The sequence below is a fragment of the Oribacterium sp. C9 genome, assembly GCF_002007235.1.
Taxonomy (GTDB): Bacteria; Bacillota; Clostridia; order Lachnospirales; family Lachnospiraceae; genus Oribacterium.
Map to the genome: position 1 here is coordinate 90,926 of NZ_MUHW01000009.1, position 16,101 is coordinate 107,026.

General features: G+C 45.4%; 14 protein-coding genes and 1 pseudogene. All 15 read left to right on the forward strand.

The features are described from left to right. Window positions 1-147 precede the first annotated feature (147 nt). Window positions 148-1,080, forward strand: coding sequence for a carbohydrate ABC transporter permease (locus tag BXO88_RS07315; protein WP_078037091.1), 933 nt, complete (start codon window positions 148-150; stop codon window positions 1,078-1,080). Window positions 1,081-1,347: 267 nt separating this feature from the next. After that, window positions 1,348-2,184 carry a carbohydrate ABC transporter permease gene (locus BXO88_RS07320; protein WP_078037092.1) on the forward strand — a complete coding sequence of 279 codons (837 nt, stop codon included), beginning with the start codon at window positions 1,348-1,350 and terminating at the stop codon, window positions 2,182-2,184. 82 nt (window positions 2,185-2,266) lie between these two features. Continuing rightward, window positions 2,267-3,469 (forward strand): glycoside hydrolase family 88 protein, encoded by a 1,203-nt coding sequence (locus tag BXO88_RS07325; RefSeq protein WP_078037131.1) that lies wholly within the window; start codon window positions 2,267-2,269, stop codon window positions 3,467-3,469. Window positions 3,470-3,499: 30 nt separating this feature from the next. Beyond that, on the forward strand, window positions 3,500-5,302 hold the full coding sequence (gene uidA / locus BXO88_RS07330; RefSeq protein ID WP_078037093.1) for a beta-glucuronidase: 1,803 nt from the start codon (window positions 3,500-3,502) through the stop codon (window positions 5,300-5,302). A gap of 20 nt (window positions 5,303-5,322) precedes the next feature. Then, entirely contained in the window at window positions 5,323-7,209 is a 1,887-nt protein-coding gene (locus tag BXO88_RS07335; RefSeq protein WP_078037094.1) for a DUF2264 domain-containing protein, read from the forward strand. Window positions 7,210-7,232: 23 nt separating this feature from the next. After that, entirely contained in the window at window positions 7,233-7,721 is a 489-nt protein-coding gene (locus BXO88_RS07340; RefSeq protein ID WP_078037095.1) for a DNA-deoxyinosine glycosylase, read from the forward strand. Window positions 7,722-7,894: 173 nt separating this feature from the next. Beyond that, window positions 7,895-8,032, forward strand: a complete 138-nt coding sequence (locus BXO88_RS16310) for an amino acid ABC transporter substrate-binding protein (protein WP_139355541.1) — start codon at window positions 7,895-7,897, stop codon at window positions 8,030-8,032. Next, window positions 8,029-8,745 (forward strand): annotated as a pseudogene (locus BXO88_RS17145) (amino acid ABC transporter ATP-binding protein); the annotation flags it as partial. The gene BXO88_RS16310 and the pseudogene BXO88_RS17145, both read left to right, overlap by 4 nt. Before the next feature lie 389 nt (window positions 8,746-9,134). Next, window positions 9,135-10,040, forward strand: coding sequence for a hypothetical protein (locus BXO88_RS07350; RefSeq protein ID WP_078037097.1), 906 nt, complete (start codon window positions 9,135-9,137; stop codon window positions 10,038-10,040). Window positions 10,041-10,257: 217 nt separating this feature from the next. Next, complete coding sequence (locus BXO88_RS07355) at window positions 10,258-11,097, forward strand: amino acid ABC transporter permease (RefSeq protein WP_078037098.1); 840 nt, start codon at window positions 10,258-10,260, stop codon at window positions 11,095-11,097. A gap of 4 nt (window positions 11,098-11,101) precedes the next feature. Further along, window positions 11,102-11,860 (forward strand): amino acid ABC transporter ATP-binding protein, encoded by a 759-nt coding sequence (locus BXO88_RS07360; RefSeq protein WP_078037099.1) that lies wholly within the window; start codon window positions 11,102-11,104, stop codon window positions 11,858-11,860. 93 nt (window positions 11,861-11,953) lie between these two features. Further along, a complete protein-coding gene (locus tag BXO88_RS07365; protein ID WP_078037100.1) occupies window positions 11,954-13,225 on the forward strand; it encodes a glutathione S-transferase C-terminal domain-containing protein in 1,272 nt (423 codons plus the stop codon). After that, window positions 13,215-14,357 carry a M20/M25/M40 family metallo-hydrolase gene (locus BXO88_RS07370; RefSeq protein WP_078037101.1) on the forward strand — a complete coding sequence of 381 codons (1,143 nt, stop codon included), beginning with the start codon at window positions 13,215-13,217 and terminating at the stop codon, window positions 14,355-14,357. The genes BXO88_RS07365 and BXO88_RS07370 overlap by 11 nt, the downstream gene beginning before the upstream one ends. A gap of 16 nt (window positions 14,358-14,373) precedes the next feature. Further along, window positions 14,374-14,874 (forward strand): GNAT family N-acetyltransferase, encoded by a 501-nt coding sequence (locus BXO88_RS07375; RefSeq protein WP_242945174.1) that lies wholly within the window; start codon window positions 14,374-14,376, stop codon window positions 14,872-14,874. Window positions 14,875-15,092: 218 nt separating this feature from the next. After that, window positions 15,093-15,986 carry a transporter substrate-binding domain-containing protein gene (locus BXO88_RS07380; protein WP_078037102.1) on the forward strand — a complete coding sequence of 298 codons (894 nt, stop codon included), beginning with the start codon at window positions 15,093-15,095 and terminating at the stop codon, window positions 15,984-15,986. The last annotated feature ends 115 nt before the right edge of the window (window positions 15,987-16,101 follow it).

Below are 16,101 nucleotides of genomic sequence, written 5' to 3' on the forward strand. Positions count from 1 at the left end.
ATACTTACTTGAATAAAAAAAGATCAGGGGCTGTCGCACGACAGTGCGGCGGCCCTTATTCTAAGAATGATCATCAAAACCGGATCCATTCACCGGATAATTCCGATTTATGAATGCAGTTTTGATACAAAAAGCAGGAGGCACTATATGACAGCAGCTACAACAGTTAAATCAGTAAGCGTAGAGGAAGCGAATCGCAGAAAGCTTAAGCAGGCACTGGTTGCTTATTCCTTCATAGCTCCGAATTTCATCGGCTTCGCCATATTTACTCTTGGTCCCATCATCCTCGCCATGATCATGGCCTTTATGGAGTGGGACGGAAGTAACCCGTGGAAATTCGTAGGCATTCAGAACTTCGTGACCATCTTTTCTGATGATCGTTTTATGGCATCTCTGAAAAACACTGTTATCTACAGTATCTTTACAGTTCCTCTTACACTGATCATAGCTCTCGGTCTCGCCATCCTTCTCAATCAGAAGATAAAGGGCAGAAACTTCTTCAGAACAGTGACCTTCTTCCCCTATGTAGCTTCACTGGTTGCGGTAGCCGCTGTATGGAACATGCTTTTCACACCGGCGAAGGGCGGAGTCATTAACCAGCTCTTAATTAACATATTCCATGTACCTGCTCTCAAGTGGGCAGCCTCTCCAAAGACTGTTCTCATGACTATCATCATGTTTTCGATCTGGAAGAACATGGGCTACTACATGGTTATCTACCTTGCAGGCCTTCAGAACATAAACACAGAGCTTTATGAGGCGGCCGGACTCGATGGTGCCAATGTATGGCAGAAGTTCAAGTATGTTACCGTTCCTCAGTTAAAACCTACAACATTTTTCGTTATCATCATGCTCACCATCAACTGCTTCAAGGTTTACGACATCGTATATATGCTCGCAGGAGGCAGCAACGGAGTCATTAACAAATCAGCCATCGTTCTTGTCTACTACATCTACGAGGAGGCATTCAGAAACTGGAATCTCGGTATCGCCAGCGCAGGCTCTCTGGTACTTTTCGCCATCGTTCTTGCCATCACCATAATCCAGTTCAGCGGCGAGAAGAATTACGCTAATGACTAATGTGGCTGATTCCGAAGGAATCTGGCACCCAACGCCGACCCCTCGCGATAGCGAGCCTTGAATGGGCCGGCTTTCCCAGATAATGTGGCTGATTCCGAAGGAATCTGGCACCCAACGCCGGCCCTTCGCGAAGCGAATTCCATTGGCCGGCTTTCCCAGATAATGTGGCTGATTCCGGAGGAATCTGGCACCCAACGCCGGCCCCTCGCGATAGCGAGCCTTGAATGGGCCGGCTTTCCCAGATAATATGGCAGGAGGATACTTGAAATGAAAAGCAAATCAACAAATGAAACAATAGGAAAGACTCTGGTATATACAGTACTTATAGTGTTCGCAGCGATCATGCTCATTCCTTTCATATGGATGATCACAGCTTCACTCAAGTTCAACAAGGACATCTTCGTTATACCTTATCAGTGGTTCGGATATGAGCCGCAGTGGAGAAACTATCTTGACATCTGGACAAAGATACCGCTCCTTACATTCACAAAAAACACAGTAAAGCTCACTCTTATCGTGACTTTCTTCCAGCTTCTTACATCGAGCTTCGCAGCATATGCATTTGCAAAACTCAGATTCAGAGGAAGAGACTTCCTTTTTCTCGCATATGTTGCCACAATTGCGATTCCATGGCAGTCCTACATGGTTCCTCAGTTCCTCTTCATGAGAAAGCTTGGACTTGCTGACACCCACCTGTCCATCATCATACTTCAGGCATTCACAGCCTTCGGTGTTTTCATGATGCGTCAGTTCTATGAGGGCATCCCTGATTCTCTCTGTGAAGCCGCGAGAATCGACGGAATGAGCGAGTATCAGATCTATCTGAGCATCATGCTTCCTCTTTCGAAGCCTGCTCTTTCTACACTGACTATTTTCACATTTGTAAATACCTGGAATGACTTCCTCGGACCACTCATTTACCTCACATCTGAGAGCAAGAAAACTCTTCAGATCGGTCTCAAGATGTTCATATCACAGTATTCCGCAGAGTACGGTCTCATCATGGCCGCTTCCTGCATCAGCCTTATTCCTGTAGTTATCGTATTCCTGATGCTCCAGAAGTATTTCGTTGCAGGAATCGCAAGCTCCGGCGTAAAGGGATAATGTTAAACGAGTAGAAACCGAAGTCATATTTGAACTTCGGTTTCTCTTTAATCTAAAGAATATTCAGAAAGGGCTATACATGATGGCAACTTGGATAAAGGAGCAGGACATCGCTCAATATAAAGAAATTTCAGAAGAAGAGGTAACCACCGCTCTCGATTTTGCAGTCACTCAGGTGGAAAGAAACCTTCCGGATTTTACAGACAGTTTCCCGGGACCTGCAAGTTTTTCAGGTTTCTATAAGCCGGGAGAGAACAGAAACTGGACCACCGGCTTCTGGACCGGAGAGCTATGGCTTTCCTACGAAAGAGCCAACGATAAAAAGAAAGAAAGGCTTTTAAATGCCGGTCTCACTCAGGTTTCATCCTTCCATAAAAGAATCGAAGATAAGTTCGATGTAGACAATCATGACATGGGTTTTCTTTTCAGTCCGTCCTGTGTTGCAGCCTACAAGCTTACAGGAAACGAAAAAGCAAAAGAAGCCGCCATACTTGCGGCAGATCAGCTCATAAAAAGATTCCATCCTGTAGGAGAATTTCTGCAGGCCTGGGGTTCCATGGATGATCCTGGAAACTACCGTTTCATCATTGACTGCCTTCTGAACCTCCCGCTTCTTTACTGGGCATCAGAGGTAAGCGGTGATGTGAAATACAGAGACATTGCCGAAAAACATATCCACACAACAATGAAATATATACTGAGAGAGGATGACTCCACATGGCATACGGTTTTCCTTGATCCAAAAACAGGAGAATTCTCACATGGTTCCACCTGTCAGGGCTACAGGGACGGTTCCGCATGGGCGAGGGGCCAGGCATGGGGCATTTACGGCACAGCAGTGGCATACAAGTACACAAAGAGAGAAGAGTACATCGCATATTTCAAGCGTATAGCCACCTATTTCCTGAACCATCTCCCCAAGGATCTCATTCCTTTCTGGGACCTTACCTTCGGTGATGAGTCGGAGGGAACAGAGCCGAGAGACTCAAGCTCCGCTGCCATTGCGGCCTGCGGAATGCTTGAAATGTCGAAGTACCTGGAGCCTGCCGATGCTGAATACTACAGTTCTGTAGCAAAGAAACTCATGAAGGCACTTTTCGACGATTACCGCGTGAAGAGCAGTGACAGTTCAAACGGTCAGATACTTCACGGGACCTACAGCAAGAAGACACCATTCAACACCTGCACAGAAGAGGGTGTGGACGAATGTATAATCTGGGGAGATTACTACTACATGGAAGCCCTCACAAGGCTCTGTAACCCGGATTGGAATATTTACTGGTAAGTGTTAAAAATATGTTTACGGAGGACAACGATGTTATTTCCAATAGAAAACAAAGCCCGGGCCGTTATGAAGCTTGACGGTCTCTGGAAGTTTAAAATAGATAAAGGTGAAGCTAAGACGGAGCAGTGGGAGAAGCATTTTCCAAAGGATGCGGAAGAGCTTTATGTTCCGGCCTCCTACAACGATCAGCGTGAAGATCCGGTCTACAGAAATCATACAGGTGAAGCCTATTATGAAAAGACCTGTGTGATCCCGAACTTTTTCAGAGGGCAGCGTTTATTCCTAAGATTCGATGCCGTTGCCCACGACAGTACAGTATGGCTGAACAGCGAAATGCTCATGACCCATAGAGGCGGTTTCCTTCCTTTTGAAACTGAGATAACCGATCTTGTAAAGCCCGGTGAAGAAATAAAGCTCACTGTTTCCTGCAACAACCGTGTGGATCACCACACCCTTCCTATGGGAAATGAAGAGGGTACCGCCTTCTTCGGTTCTGACAATGCTCAGGTCCCTGCGGTTCAGAAAGCAAAGGAACACCGAGGCATCGTTAATCTTCCGAATTTCGATTTCTTTAACTACGCAGGAATCAACCGACATGTTTCCATCTACACGACTCCTGTTGACTACATAAAGGATGTGACCATCATACCTGATGTCGATGGAAATGACGGAGTGGTGAACTACTGTGTTGAGGCTTTTGGTGAAGAAGAAATTTATGTAGAAGTTATGGACCGTGATGGCGAAGTCATTGCCGAAGCAACAGGCGCTTCCGGCGCCATCCGTATCCCCGATGCTCATCTCTGGAATCCATGGCCGGAGGATCCATACCTCTACAGCCTGCGTGTTCATTTCGGAGAAGACGAATACACAGAGGAATTCGGTATCCGCACTGTTAAAGTCGAAGGAACAAAGTTCCTTATCAACGGAAAGCCCTTCTACTTCAAGGGCTTCGGAAAGCATGAAGACTTCTACGTTTCCGGCAGAGGCATTAACGAAGGACTCAATGTAAAGGACGTGAGTCTTCTCCACTGGATAGGCGCAAACAGCTTCAGAACCAGTCATTATCCTTATGCGGAGGAGATGTACAGGCTCTGTGACAGAGAAGGTATCGTTATCATTGACGAAACACCGGCTGTGGGTATCGCCGGCGGCGGAGTAGTGGATCCCTATACCTTCCCTATAAAGGACTATCATAAGAGCATCCTTAAAGACCTTGTGGCAAGAGACAAGAACCATCCTTCAGTTGTCATGTGGTCCCTCGGAAACGAACCGGACACTGAGAACTTCCCGGAATCTGCCTACAGATACTGGCATGAGCTTTACGAGTACACCCATGAGCTGGATCCTCAGAACAGACCTGTCACCCTTGTCTGCTGTCAGAATGACTACACAAGGGACATCACCACGAGAACAATGGATGTGGTCTGCATTAACCGATATTACGGCTGGTACAACCTCTGCGGCGACATGGACAGCGCCATCTATGCATGGAATCTGGAGCTTGACTTTTGGGCAGAGCAGGGTAAGCCTGTGATGGTCACAGAGTACGGCTGTGATACTTTGCCGGGACTTCACGGAACAGTTGCCGAGATGTGGACGGAGGAATTTCAGGCGGAGTACTATCGCCGTATAGATGCGGAGTTCGACAAGCGGGACTTCTTTATGGGAGAACAATGCTGGGCCTTCGCAGATTTCGGCACCATCCAGGGTGTGTACAGGGCGGATGGCAATCGTAAGGGTGTCTTCACCAAGGAGCGTCGTCCGAAAATGGCTGCACATTTCCTTAGGAGCCGCTGGGAGAAGCTTCCGAATTTCGGATATAAGGCTAAATAAAAACCATCAAGGAGACAATTATGACATTATCCGGAATCACTTCATCGGATTTCACTGATAAAAAAAAGGCTCAGGACATCCTTCTCCGCATTCTGAAACCGCTCATTCCATTCTTTTCTGAATCAAGAGCCAGGCTTCGAATAGGAGATACCCGGACCCACTACGAACTTTCTTCACAGGAGATGGAGGCATTTGCACGTCCTCTCTGGGGGCTGGTTCCTCTTGCTGCCGGATTAAGTCCAAAAGAGAAAAAATGGATAAAAGATGCTATAGCCACATCTGAAAAAACCACCTTAATAATCGAAGACCACCTAACCATAACAGCTGAACTTATCAGAATTTATCAGAGAGGTATCACTGTGGGAACCGATCCTGAGTCTCCGGATTATTGGGGACTTTGTCATGACTTCGATCAGAAATTCTGTGAGATGCCGGCTATCGGCTTTGCCATGCTTTATGCTCCTGAATTTTTCTTTGATACACTTTCAGAACCTGCAAAGAAAAATCTTTCGAACTGGCTCAATGAATGTAACCGGCACGATCTCTGCGCCTGCAACTGGCAATTCTTCCAGATCATCACGAACCTTGCGCTGAAGGTCCGGGGGCTTCCATACAGTAAAGAGAATATGGAAAACGGTCTCATAATGATCGATGATTACTACGCAGAAGGCGGCTGGTACAACGACGGAAACGGCGGAGACAAAGACTACTACAATCCTTTTGTCATGCTGAGCTTCGGACTTATCTACAGAGAGTTTATGAAGGAGGAAGATCCTGAACGTTCAGAGAGATTTCTTGAAAGAGCCATGGAGTTCGGAAGGGATTATGAGCATTTCTTTGATGATAACGGAAGCTGCTTCCCATATGGACGATCCATGACCTATCGTTTTGCACAGAGTGCATTCTGGTCAACCTGCCTTATGACAGGAGTATATCCCATACCGGAATCAAGGATACTTAAGCTCATCAGCAGAAATCTATCATGGTGGCTTAGCCGCCCGATCTTTGACAATGCCGGAGTCCTCACCATAGGATACGGCTATGGAAACCTCCAGATGTCTGAGAGCTACAATGCTCCCGGTTCACCATACTGGGCGCTTCAGGCATTTTTCTATCTGGCTCTGCCATATGATGACAGGATTTGGGAAATTAAAGACAGGCTCAGTCCTGATCCAGGATCAAAAGAACCGATACATTTACAAAATGAGCAAGATGAAGTATCCGAATGCATTTTCCTGCCCCATGTACCCATGCTTCTTCAGCGTTCTGTACGGGATGGTCACTGTGATCAGGTCACAACACTGGTACCGGGAAAAACCTCTCACGAAGGCCACAGCCACAATATTGAAAAATATTCAAAGTTTGCATATAGCAGTAAATTCGGCTTCAGCATTGCCCGTTCAAATGTGAGCCTTGAGGAGAATGCTCCCGACTCCACTCTTGCATTTGTAATAGACGGATTCGTATACACAAAGAACAAGACAGAAGAGGGCTATATAATCGATGAAGATCATATCGAGATGCACTGGAGTCCCGTCAGAGGCATTGACGTGATCACCATACTACGTCCTACAGAAAAAGGGCATATAAGAGAGCATATGGTCGATGTTTCCGAAAAGCTCTATAATGATGTTGAGATAACCGCCTACGACTGCGGATTCGCTATTCCCGAACAGCCTGCATTTGTAAAAGGAGGCTCTGATTCACATTCATCAGGTGAGAGTACTCTTGTTTCAGTATCTGACTTCACATGCACCGTTCATTCTCTTGCAGGAGATGGCCGCGACGAAGTACTGATTCCTGAACCCAATACGAACCTTATTTATCCGAAGACAAGGATCCCAATGTCTGTTTACAGGATAACCCCGGGAAATAACAGACTAAAAACAGAATTTTTGTATCTTTAAGGAACTTTAGGAGCATATCACCCATGACACATGTTCAGCATCCGTTTCCACCACTTTATGACAGCGAGTCCAAAATACTGATCCTTGGAAGTTTTCCCTCAGTCAAATCGAGAGAGCAAATGTTCTTTTACGGACATCCCCAGAACAGATTCTGGAAGGTCATCGCCTCGGTTTTCGATGATGAGGTTCCGGTGAACATAGAAGATAAGAAACTGCTTTTGAAAAGGCATCATATCGCACTTTGGGACGTGATCAGTTCCTGTGACATCAAAGGCTCCTCAGATTCAAGCATAGCTAATGTTGTTCCCAATGATCTGTCTGAGATCCTTAATCATTCAGACATCCGCCTCATCATAGTAAACGGAAAAACTGCAGAAAAATATTTCAATAAATATATCAGGGACCAGATAAAACGGAATGCCGTATGTCTCCCCTCCACAAGCCCTGCAAATGCAGCCTGGGGACTCGAAAAACTTACAAACGAATGGAAAAAGACATTAATTACCTGTTGAATTACCGATTTACAAAGAGAAAAAGATGTCTAAAACCAATTGACTCATGACCAACTTACGCTCAGAATTAAGCTTAAGTATGGTCATGAGTTTTTTTGTAAAACTGTGATTAAACACTTTTTCCTGCCGATTCTTTAATATATACAAAATCATGAGCATGGAAGGATTTTATTATGAACGATGAGAAAAGCGCGGCACTGTGCCAGGAGCTGAATGAATTTTTAAAGAAGATCCGGGCTGACGGCACCCTTAAGGAAATAGACGATATCTGGATGGGCGTTGACGAAGAGAAAAAGGGTGAACACTCATGATTGAGATCAGAAACCTGACAAAAAAATACAGCTCTGTAACGCCGCTAAAGGACGTTTCCTTTACACTCAACAATGGTGATGTGATAGCTGTGATCGGTCCATCAGGCACAGGAAAATCGACTCTTATCCGATGCATGAATCTTCTGGAGAAGCCCACCTCCGGACAGATCATATTTGACGGCGAAGACATTACCAAAAAAGGCTATGACATCAAAAAAGCCAGACAGAAGATGGGCATGGTCTTTCAGTCCTTTAACCTCTTCGGACATCTCACTGTCATAGAAAACCTGATGCTGGCCCCCATGGATCTTCTGAAAAAGAGCAGACAGGAAGCCTATGATAATGGCATGGAACTGCTGAAAAGAGTCGGAATGGAGGACAAGGCCCTGAGCTATCCCGATGAACTTTCAGGCGGTCAGAAGCAGCGTGCCGCCATCGCGAGGACCCTCGCCATGGATCCGGAGGTCATTCTTCTCGACGAACCTACCAGCGCTCTGGATCCTACCATGGTCTCTGAAGTTCAGGCGGTGATCCGTGATCTCAGCAGAGGCGGAACCACCATGATGATCGTGACTCATGAGATGAATCTGGCAAAAAGTATATCCAACAGAGTTTTCTATATGGATGAAGGCGGTATCTATGAGGAGGGAACTCCTGAGGAAATCTTTGACTCCCCGAAGAAGGAGCTGACCCGAAGATTTATCCGAAAGCTGAAGATATTTGAAGCAGTCATCGACACAAAACGCTATGACTTCATCCGCCTCAACACAGAGCTTGACGCTTATCTTCTGAAAAACGATGTTTCTTCAGCAGATAAATATCGCATACGACTTGTTATAGAAGAACTCGTACAGCAGATTCTGCTCCCTGAAGGCGGACGACTTCCTGTAAATCTGACAGTAGAGTATTCGGAACAGGATGACAGATGCTGTATAACAGCTTCATATGGCGGAGACAAATTTGACATAAGACACTCTGATAACACACTGTCCCTTACCATGATAGAAAACTCCGCTGAGGAGATCGAATACTTCTATGACGAACATGCTGAACAGGTCAATATCATCAAAATAAAGATAAGAAAGAATGTATGGATGGATAAATGAAAAAAGATATAACGGTATACTATCACCTTCCGGGTCTGTTTGAATTTTATGAATTGTATAGAGTGTTTTTGCCTCTTTTTCGCGAACATAGAGAATATTTCTATGACTGGTGTGAGATAGGCTCCATATATGGAGCTCCTCAGGACTGCCTCTGGGCTGGAGGCCGGGTCGGTTTCGGAGAAGAAGATCCGAAAGATGTATATTCCCTAATGAGGGAATACGATATATCAGCCCGTCTGACTTTCAGTAATTCTCTTCTCGAAGAGAGGCATTTGGCAGACAGGAAATGTAATGACTTATGTGAGATGTTCGAACACTGCGGAAATGTAAAAAACGGAGTGATCATCCACTCTGATCTGCTGCTTGATCATATAAGATCAAACTATCCTGATTACTATTTTGTTTCTTCCACCACAAAGGTTCTGACAGACTTCAGTGAATTCGAAAAGGAACTTAATCGGGAAGAATTCAGCTTCGTGGTACCGGATTTCAGGCTTAACAAAGAGCATTTAAGGCTTGATGCCTTGCCCCTGGCACTAAAGCAAAAGGTGGAATTTCTATGCAATGAGTGCTGCTGGTATGGCTGCTACGACCGAAAAAGATGCTATGAAAATGTCAGCAGAAAGAATCTCGGCGAAGCCTGCGAGGACCACATCTGCGTATCCCCTGATGCACATAAGGGCTACAGATTTTCCGATGCCATGAAAAACCCCGGCTTTATCGGAATAAAGGATATACAGAATGTATATGTGCCGGAAGGTTTTTCAAATTTCAAAATCGAGGGACGCAGCCTCGGAAGTGCTGTGATCTTCGAATTCTTACTCTACTATATGACAAAGCCTGAGTATCAGCTCAAGGTAAGAGAAGAAACTTATCTCGACAGTATGCTGGATCTGTTTTAATCAAAATATATTCTCTGAAGACCGTTTCATGAAACGGTCTTTTTGTTAGGTAAAATTTATACCCACCTATAAAATAAGCGTCTTATACAAAAGCGGCTTCCTGCGCCATAATTACCAACAACAACGACGTCTTGTGTCAGGTTCTATCAGACACAATTGGTCAGCTCATACTGAAAATAACTTCAAAATGTTTATTTCACAGAAAAGAGGAAGCCCTATGACTAACATTTTCGACTTCAAACTGGTTTTCACCCAGATTCCGACACTTTTACAGTTTCTTCCCATAACTCTTGAGCTTGCCTTTATCTCCATGTTCATAGGAATCACCATAGGACTCCTTCTTGCCATTATAAAGATAAGAGAGGTTCCTGTTCTGAAACAGATAGCAGGCTTCTTCATATCCCTTATACGAGGAACTCCGATACTGGTACAGCTTTATATCGCCTATTTCGGGATCCCCATGTTCTTCAAATGGGTCAATTTTAAATACGGTACCGATTTTAAAGTGGCAGATGTTTCCGGTTTTGTATATGCAGTCATCGCCCTCGGGATCAATCAGTCCGCTTACAATGCCGAGTTCATAAGAGCAGCCCTTCTTTCAGTGGGAGACGGACAGATCGAAGCTGCAAGCGCTCTGGGCATGACCTACTTTCAGGCACTTAGAAGAATCATCCTCCCTGAAGCACTCACAGTAGCACTTCCATCTCTTGGCAATTCACTTATCTCAGTTATAAAAGGTACCTCCCTTGCTTTTACCTGTGCAGTAGTTGAAATGACTGCGGAAGGCAAGATTCTCGGAGGAAGAAATTACAGATATTTCGAAGTGTATGTAAGTTTAGCCATCATTTATTGGGTCATAACCATCATTATCGAGCAGGTTCTGAAGATAGCAGAAAAGAAACTTGCCATACCTGATCAGGTATCGAACTACATTCCGAAAGAAGAAAATGCAGATTCATCACCTGCTGCCAGAACAGGTTTCGGTGGCATCAGGAACTTAGGCAGAATTCAAGCTCCAAACAAAGGATCTGCTATCCGAATATTCAAGACGAGGTGACAGCATGATAAAGATCAAAGGACTTTCTAAAAAATATCATGACAACGTGGTTCTCGATGACGTAAGTCTCGATATAAAGGAGGGGGATGTCATCGGCATCATCGGTCCCTCCGGAACAGGTAAATCTACACTTTTACGATGCATCGACCAGCTGGAACTTCCGGAAAAAGGTTCCATTGATCTCGGAGATAAAGAGATAGACCTGTCAAAAAAGAACAAAAAAGAAATCAATGCACTCAGACAGCATACAGGTATGGTGTTCCAGAAGTTCAATCTCTTCGAGAAAAAAACAGCGCTTGAGAATGTCATGGAAGGCCTCGTGGTAGTAAAGAAGCTTCCCAAAGAAGACGCAAAAAAGATAGCGCTTCAGGAGCTTTCAAAGGTCGGTATGACCTCCTGGGCGAATCATTATCCCAAGCATCTGTCCGGAGGTCAGCAGCAGCGAGTTGCCATCGCAAGAGCTCTCGCCATGAAGCCCCAGCTTCTTCTTTTGGACGAGCCCACATCGGCACTTGATCCTGAGCTGGTTGGCGAAGTACTTGATGTCATAAAGGACATCGCCGGAAAGGGCTACACCATGCTGCTGGTTTCCCACGAGATGAGCTTCGTCAAGAATGTTTCCAACAGGGTCATTTTCCTTGATAAGGGACATATCGTTGAAGACGGAACCCCTGCGGAGGTTTTTGAGCATCCGAAGAATCAGCGTACCAAGGACTTCTTCGCGAAGATGAATCTCATGAATCAGCCGGACTACATCATCTGATTTTAGTTTTTCTTCACGAAATACGGCTCTGCATGGATATTTATGATTCATCCTTTAAACCGATTTTTTAAAACACCTCAGGAGGACACAGAAATGAGCAATGTATGCTGCATCGCAGATCACAGAGAAAGACTTCAGAACGTTATCACCAAAGATAGCTCTATCGGCTACTCAGACGAGCTGGCGGACAGATTTGCCGCGGAAAGAGGAGTACCCCCAAGACCTGTTGAGGTGAAGGATGAAATAGACGAGCACGGCGGCTTTGTAAGGCAGCCCAATGCTTTTACCGCGAAAGCAGGTGACGGTGAAGGACAGTGGAAACCTGAAAAAGACAGATATCAGATCTACTGGATGAAGGGCTGCAACTGGTCAAACAGACCGATCATCGTAAGAGACATTCTTGGGCTAACAGATGTGATCTCAGACCAGAGAACATCAAGAAGCGGCGAATCCAACAAGTACGGTCATGGCTTCAGTGATCAGGAGGGCTTCAAGGATCCGAAGACCGGTGCCTACTTCCTGTCAGAGTTCTATAAGAATGCAGATCCTGATTTCAAGGGTCGCGCCACCACACCTACCATCGTAGATCTCAGGGAAAAGAAGGCTGTAAACAATGACTACCACAGAATGACCAACTATCTGGAGGTCAATTTCAGAGCCTTCCAGCCTGAGGATGCACCTGACCTCTATCCTGTAAAGTACAGGGACGTGATCGACGAGTTCAATGACTGGCTCTTCCCGCACATCAACAACAGTCATTACAGAATGGCTTTCTGCCAGTCCGTGGAAGCCTATGACCTTGCATTTGACGACTTCTATGACTCCATGGATAAGCTTGAAAAGAGACTGTCAGAGAACAGATTCCTCTTCGGAGACTATATAACGGATTCCGATATCAGATTTTTCGTGACCATCGTTCGCTGGGATACGGGATACTTCAGAAATGTCGGTCCTGTAAAGCACAGGATCGCGGATTATCCAAATATCTATGCCTATATGAAGGAGCTTTACAGCATCCCTGCCTTCAGGAATGCCACATTCGTTCACGACCTGGTTCTCGGACCTGCCGGAGACAAGGACAAGCTCTTTGCTGACTGGAACGTGAGGATCGGAAGTCAGATCGACTACGACAAGCTCTGGGCTGACGACGGACAGCGCGCAGCACTTTCCTCTGATCCAAAGGGAGACATTTACCTCCGTCATCCAAAGGGAGAGACAGCAAAAGACTATCAGAGCGAGATTTCAGTTTCTCACTGGAATTTCGAATCACATGATGACAGATGCCCTGTGAATCCAAACAACAGCATCCTGAGAGAAGATGCAAGCATTAATCCTCTGAAGGGACTTTTAAAAAATGAGTATTGATAAAGACAGAATAGTTAACACCTTCGTAGAGCTTGCGGGAATCGACGGTATCAGCTACAAGGAGAGAAAGGTTGCGGATCACCTCATAAAAATATGGGGTGACCTTGGCGTCTCCTTAACCGAAGACTCAGCCGGAGAAAAGATAGGCGGTGATACCGGAAATCTCTACGGCTTTATCCCGGGAACCGGAGAAAGAAAGGACTCTGAACCACTTCTTTTCTGCGCACATATGGATACTGTATCTCCGGGGCTCGATAAAAAAGTGATACTTCATGAGGACGGCCGTATAACAAGCGACGGAACCACGGTTCTCGGTGCCGACGACAGAGCGGCACTTACAGTTATCTATGAAGCATACAGAAATATATATGAAGAAGGGCTCGATCATCCTCCAATCGAGCTTTTATTCACCCCCGCGGAAGAGACCTACGGATTGGGAGCAGATGCCTTTGATTATTCCATCATTAAATCAAAAAAGGCATTTGTTCCTGATTCCAGCGGAGATTTCGGAGTCTACTCATCCCAGGAACCGACCCTGATCTACTTTGAAATAACGGTTTCCGGACGTTCCGCCCATGCGGGCTTTGAGCCGGAGAACGGCATCAATGCATTGGCGATAGCAGCACATGCCATAAGCAAAATAAAGCAGGGCTGGACAAACGATCACACCACCCTGAATTTCGGAACCATCAAAGGCGGCACAGTCAGTAATGCAGTTCCTGCATCCGTCACCATCACAGGTGAGGTGAGAAGTTCTGTTCACGAAGATGCCCTATCAACAGTTGATCATATTAAAAATGTTTTTGAATCAGAAGCAATGGCTCTTGGCGGAAGCACCAGCATAAACCATGCTCCGAAGATCTATACCTACAGGATAGATGCAGAATCAGGGAGCCTGAAGCTTTACAAACAAGCTCTTGCAGCTCTTTCTGCCGGACCCATACCGAAAAAATCCTTCGGAGGAAGCGACAACAACATCCTCATCAGAAAGGGGATAGACGGTCTATGCATATTCAATGCCATGCACGATATACATACCGTCAACGAATATACCACGGTGGAGGAGCTGGTCAAAACAACTGAACTGATAAAAATACTTATGTTCGCGGGTCAAGCGAGCCTGTCCGCTTGACCTTTGGAGGCAAATTATGAATATCACTTACAAAATCACCAAAGACAATATCAACTGGGAGGAGGTAGCGGGAGTTCTCAAACGCTCCTCCCTTTCAGACCACAGCCCTAAGGAACAGCAGATAGCTTTTGAAAACAGCTACGCTGTTGTTTTTGTATATGACGATGACAGGATAGTGGGCGTCGCAAGAGCCCTTTCCGACGGTCTTTTTCAGGCCGCCATATACAACGTGGCACTGGACGAAGAGTATCAGGGGCACGGAATAGGCAGAGAGATGATAAACCGGCTCATAGCCCAGCTCAAAGGTCAGAACATCATACTCTACACCCATCCGAGAACCGTACTCATGTACGAAAAGTTCGGTTTTCGACGTGCAAAGACCGCCCTCGAACTTTTCCAGGCTGGTTCAGAACAGCTTGAATGGCTTGAAGACACAGGATTCTTCCTTCCGGAGGGTTTCAGATTTGCTGATGAATATAAACGGGAAGACATGAAAGGTCCCGCATGGAGGCATTAGCATTAGAGCATCAGATAAGCTTTGCGTCAGTTTATAATATTCTGTTTTTGTGCATTTCGTAATAAGCAAAATCTATATCTATCCATAGGAATATAGTCTTTTACAAGAATCGTTCGTCTATAGATAATCTCCATAAACATAAAAAAGAGAAAACGTCAGCGCCAATAGTACCATCCATTTGCTATGTTTTCTCAAAAACTATAAGAGGAGATAAAGCTATGAAAAAGAGAGTGATATCATCAGCACTCAGTGCATTACTTGCAGCAGGAGTACTTGCAGGCTGCGGAAACACAGTAAAGGTTCCTGAAGCTTCCGGAACCACCGAAGCTAACACACAGGAAACCACGGAAACTCAGACTTCGGATGAAAAAGCTGACGTAACAGTTATCCATGCGGCAACAAGCGCCCACCCGAGACCTTTTACCTACATCGATGAAGACGGAAACCTCACAGGTCAGAACATCGAGCTCATTAAGGCTGTCTTTGACAAGCTCCCGCAATATGAACTTGAAATTGAAGTCACCGAATTTTCTTCCATCTTCACCGGAATCGATGCCGGTACCTATGATCTCGGAGTCAACAACATCGCAAAAAATCCTGAAAGAGAAGCAAAATATCTCTACACAGACCCTGAGATGGTGAACCATTACATCGCTGTCGTGAACAAAGACATTGCCATAGACAGCATCAAGGATCTCACAGAGCTTGCAGGTAAAAAATATACAGGACCTGCCGGAAACGACAAGACAACAGTAGTTGAGAACTACAATGATGCTCATCCTGATAAAACGATCACCATTGACTACACAGATGCAGATCTCCTCACATTGCTCTATGACGTTGAATCCGGTAAGGAAGACTTCCTCATCATGGATGCGCCCATCTACAACGGATATTACGGCCCGGAATTCAATCTGGATGTCAATATCTTCGACCTTTCAGATGTGAAATCCGCAAGCTACAGCTACTTCATCGTTGCAAAGGACAACACAAAGCTTGCTGAGGATATAAACGGTGCTCTCAAGCAGGTAATTGATGAAGGTATCTCCACAGAAATCGATATCAAGTACCTGGGTGAGGACTTCAGTCCCCGCATCACAGAGAATAAATGAGTCCTGCCATGAAGATAACATCAGTAGATATCATAAAGCTACATGTACTTCCTATAGCAGGAAAGTATAGAGTATAAAACAATATAAATAAGTGCCAAAAATCGACGTACAGCCG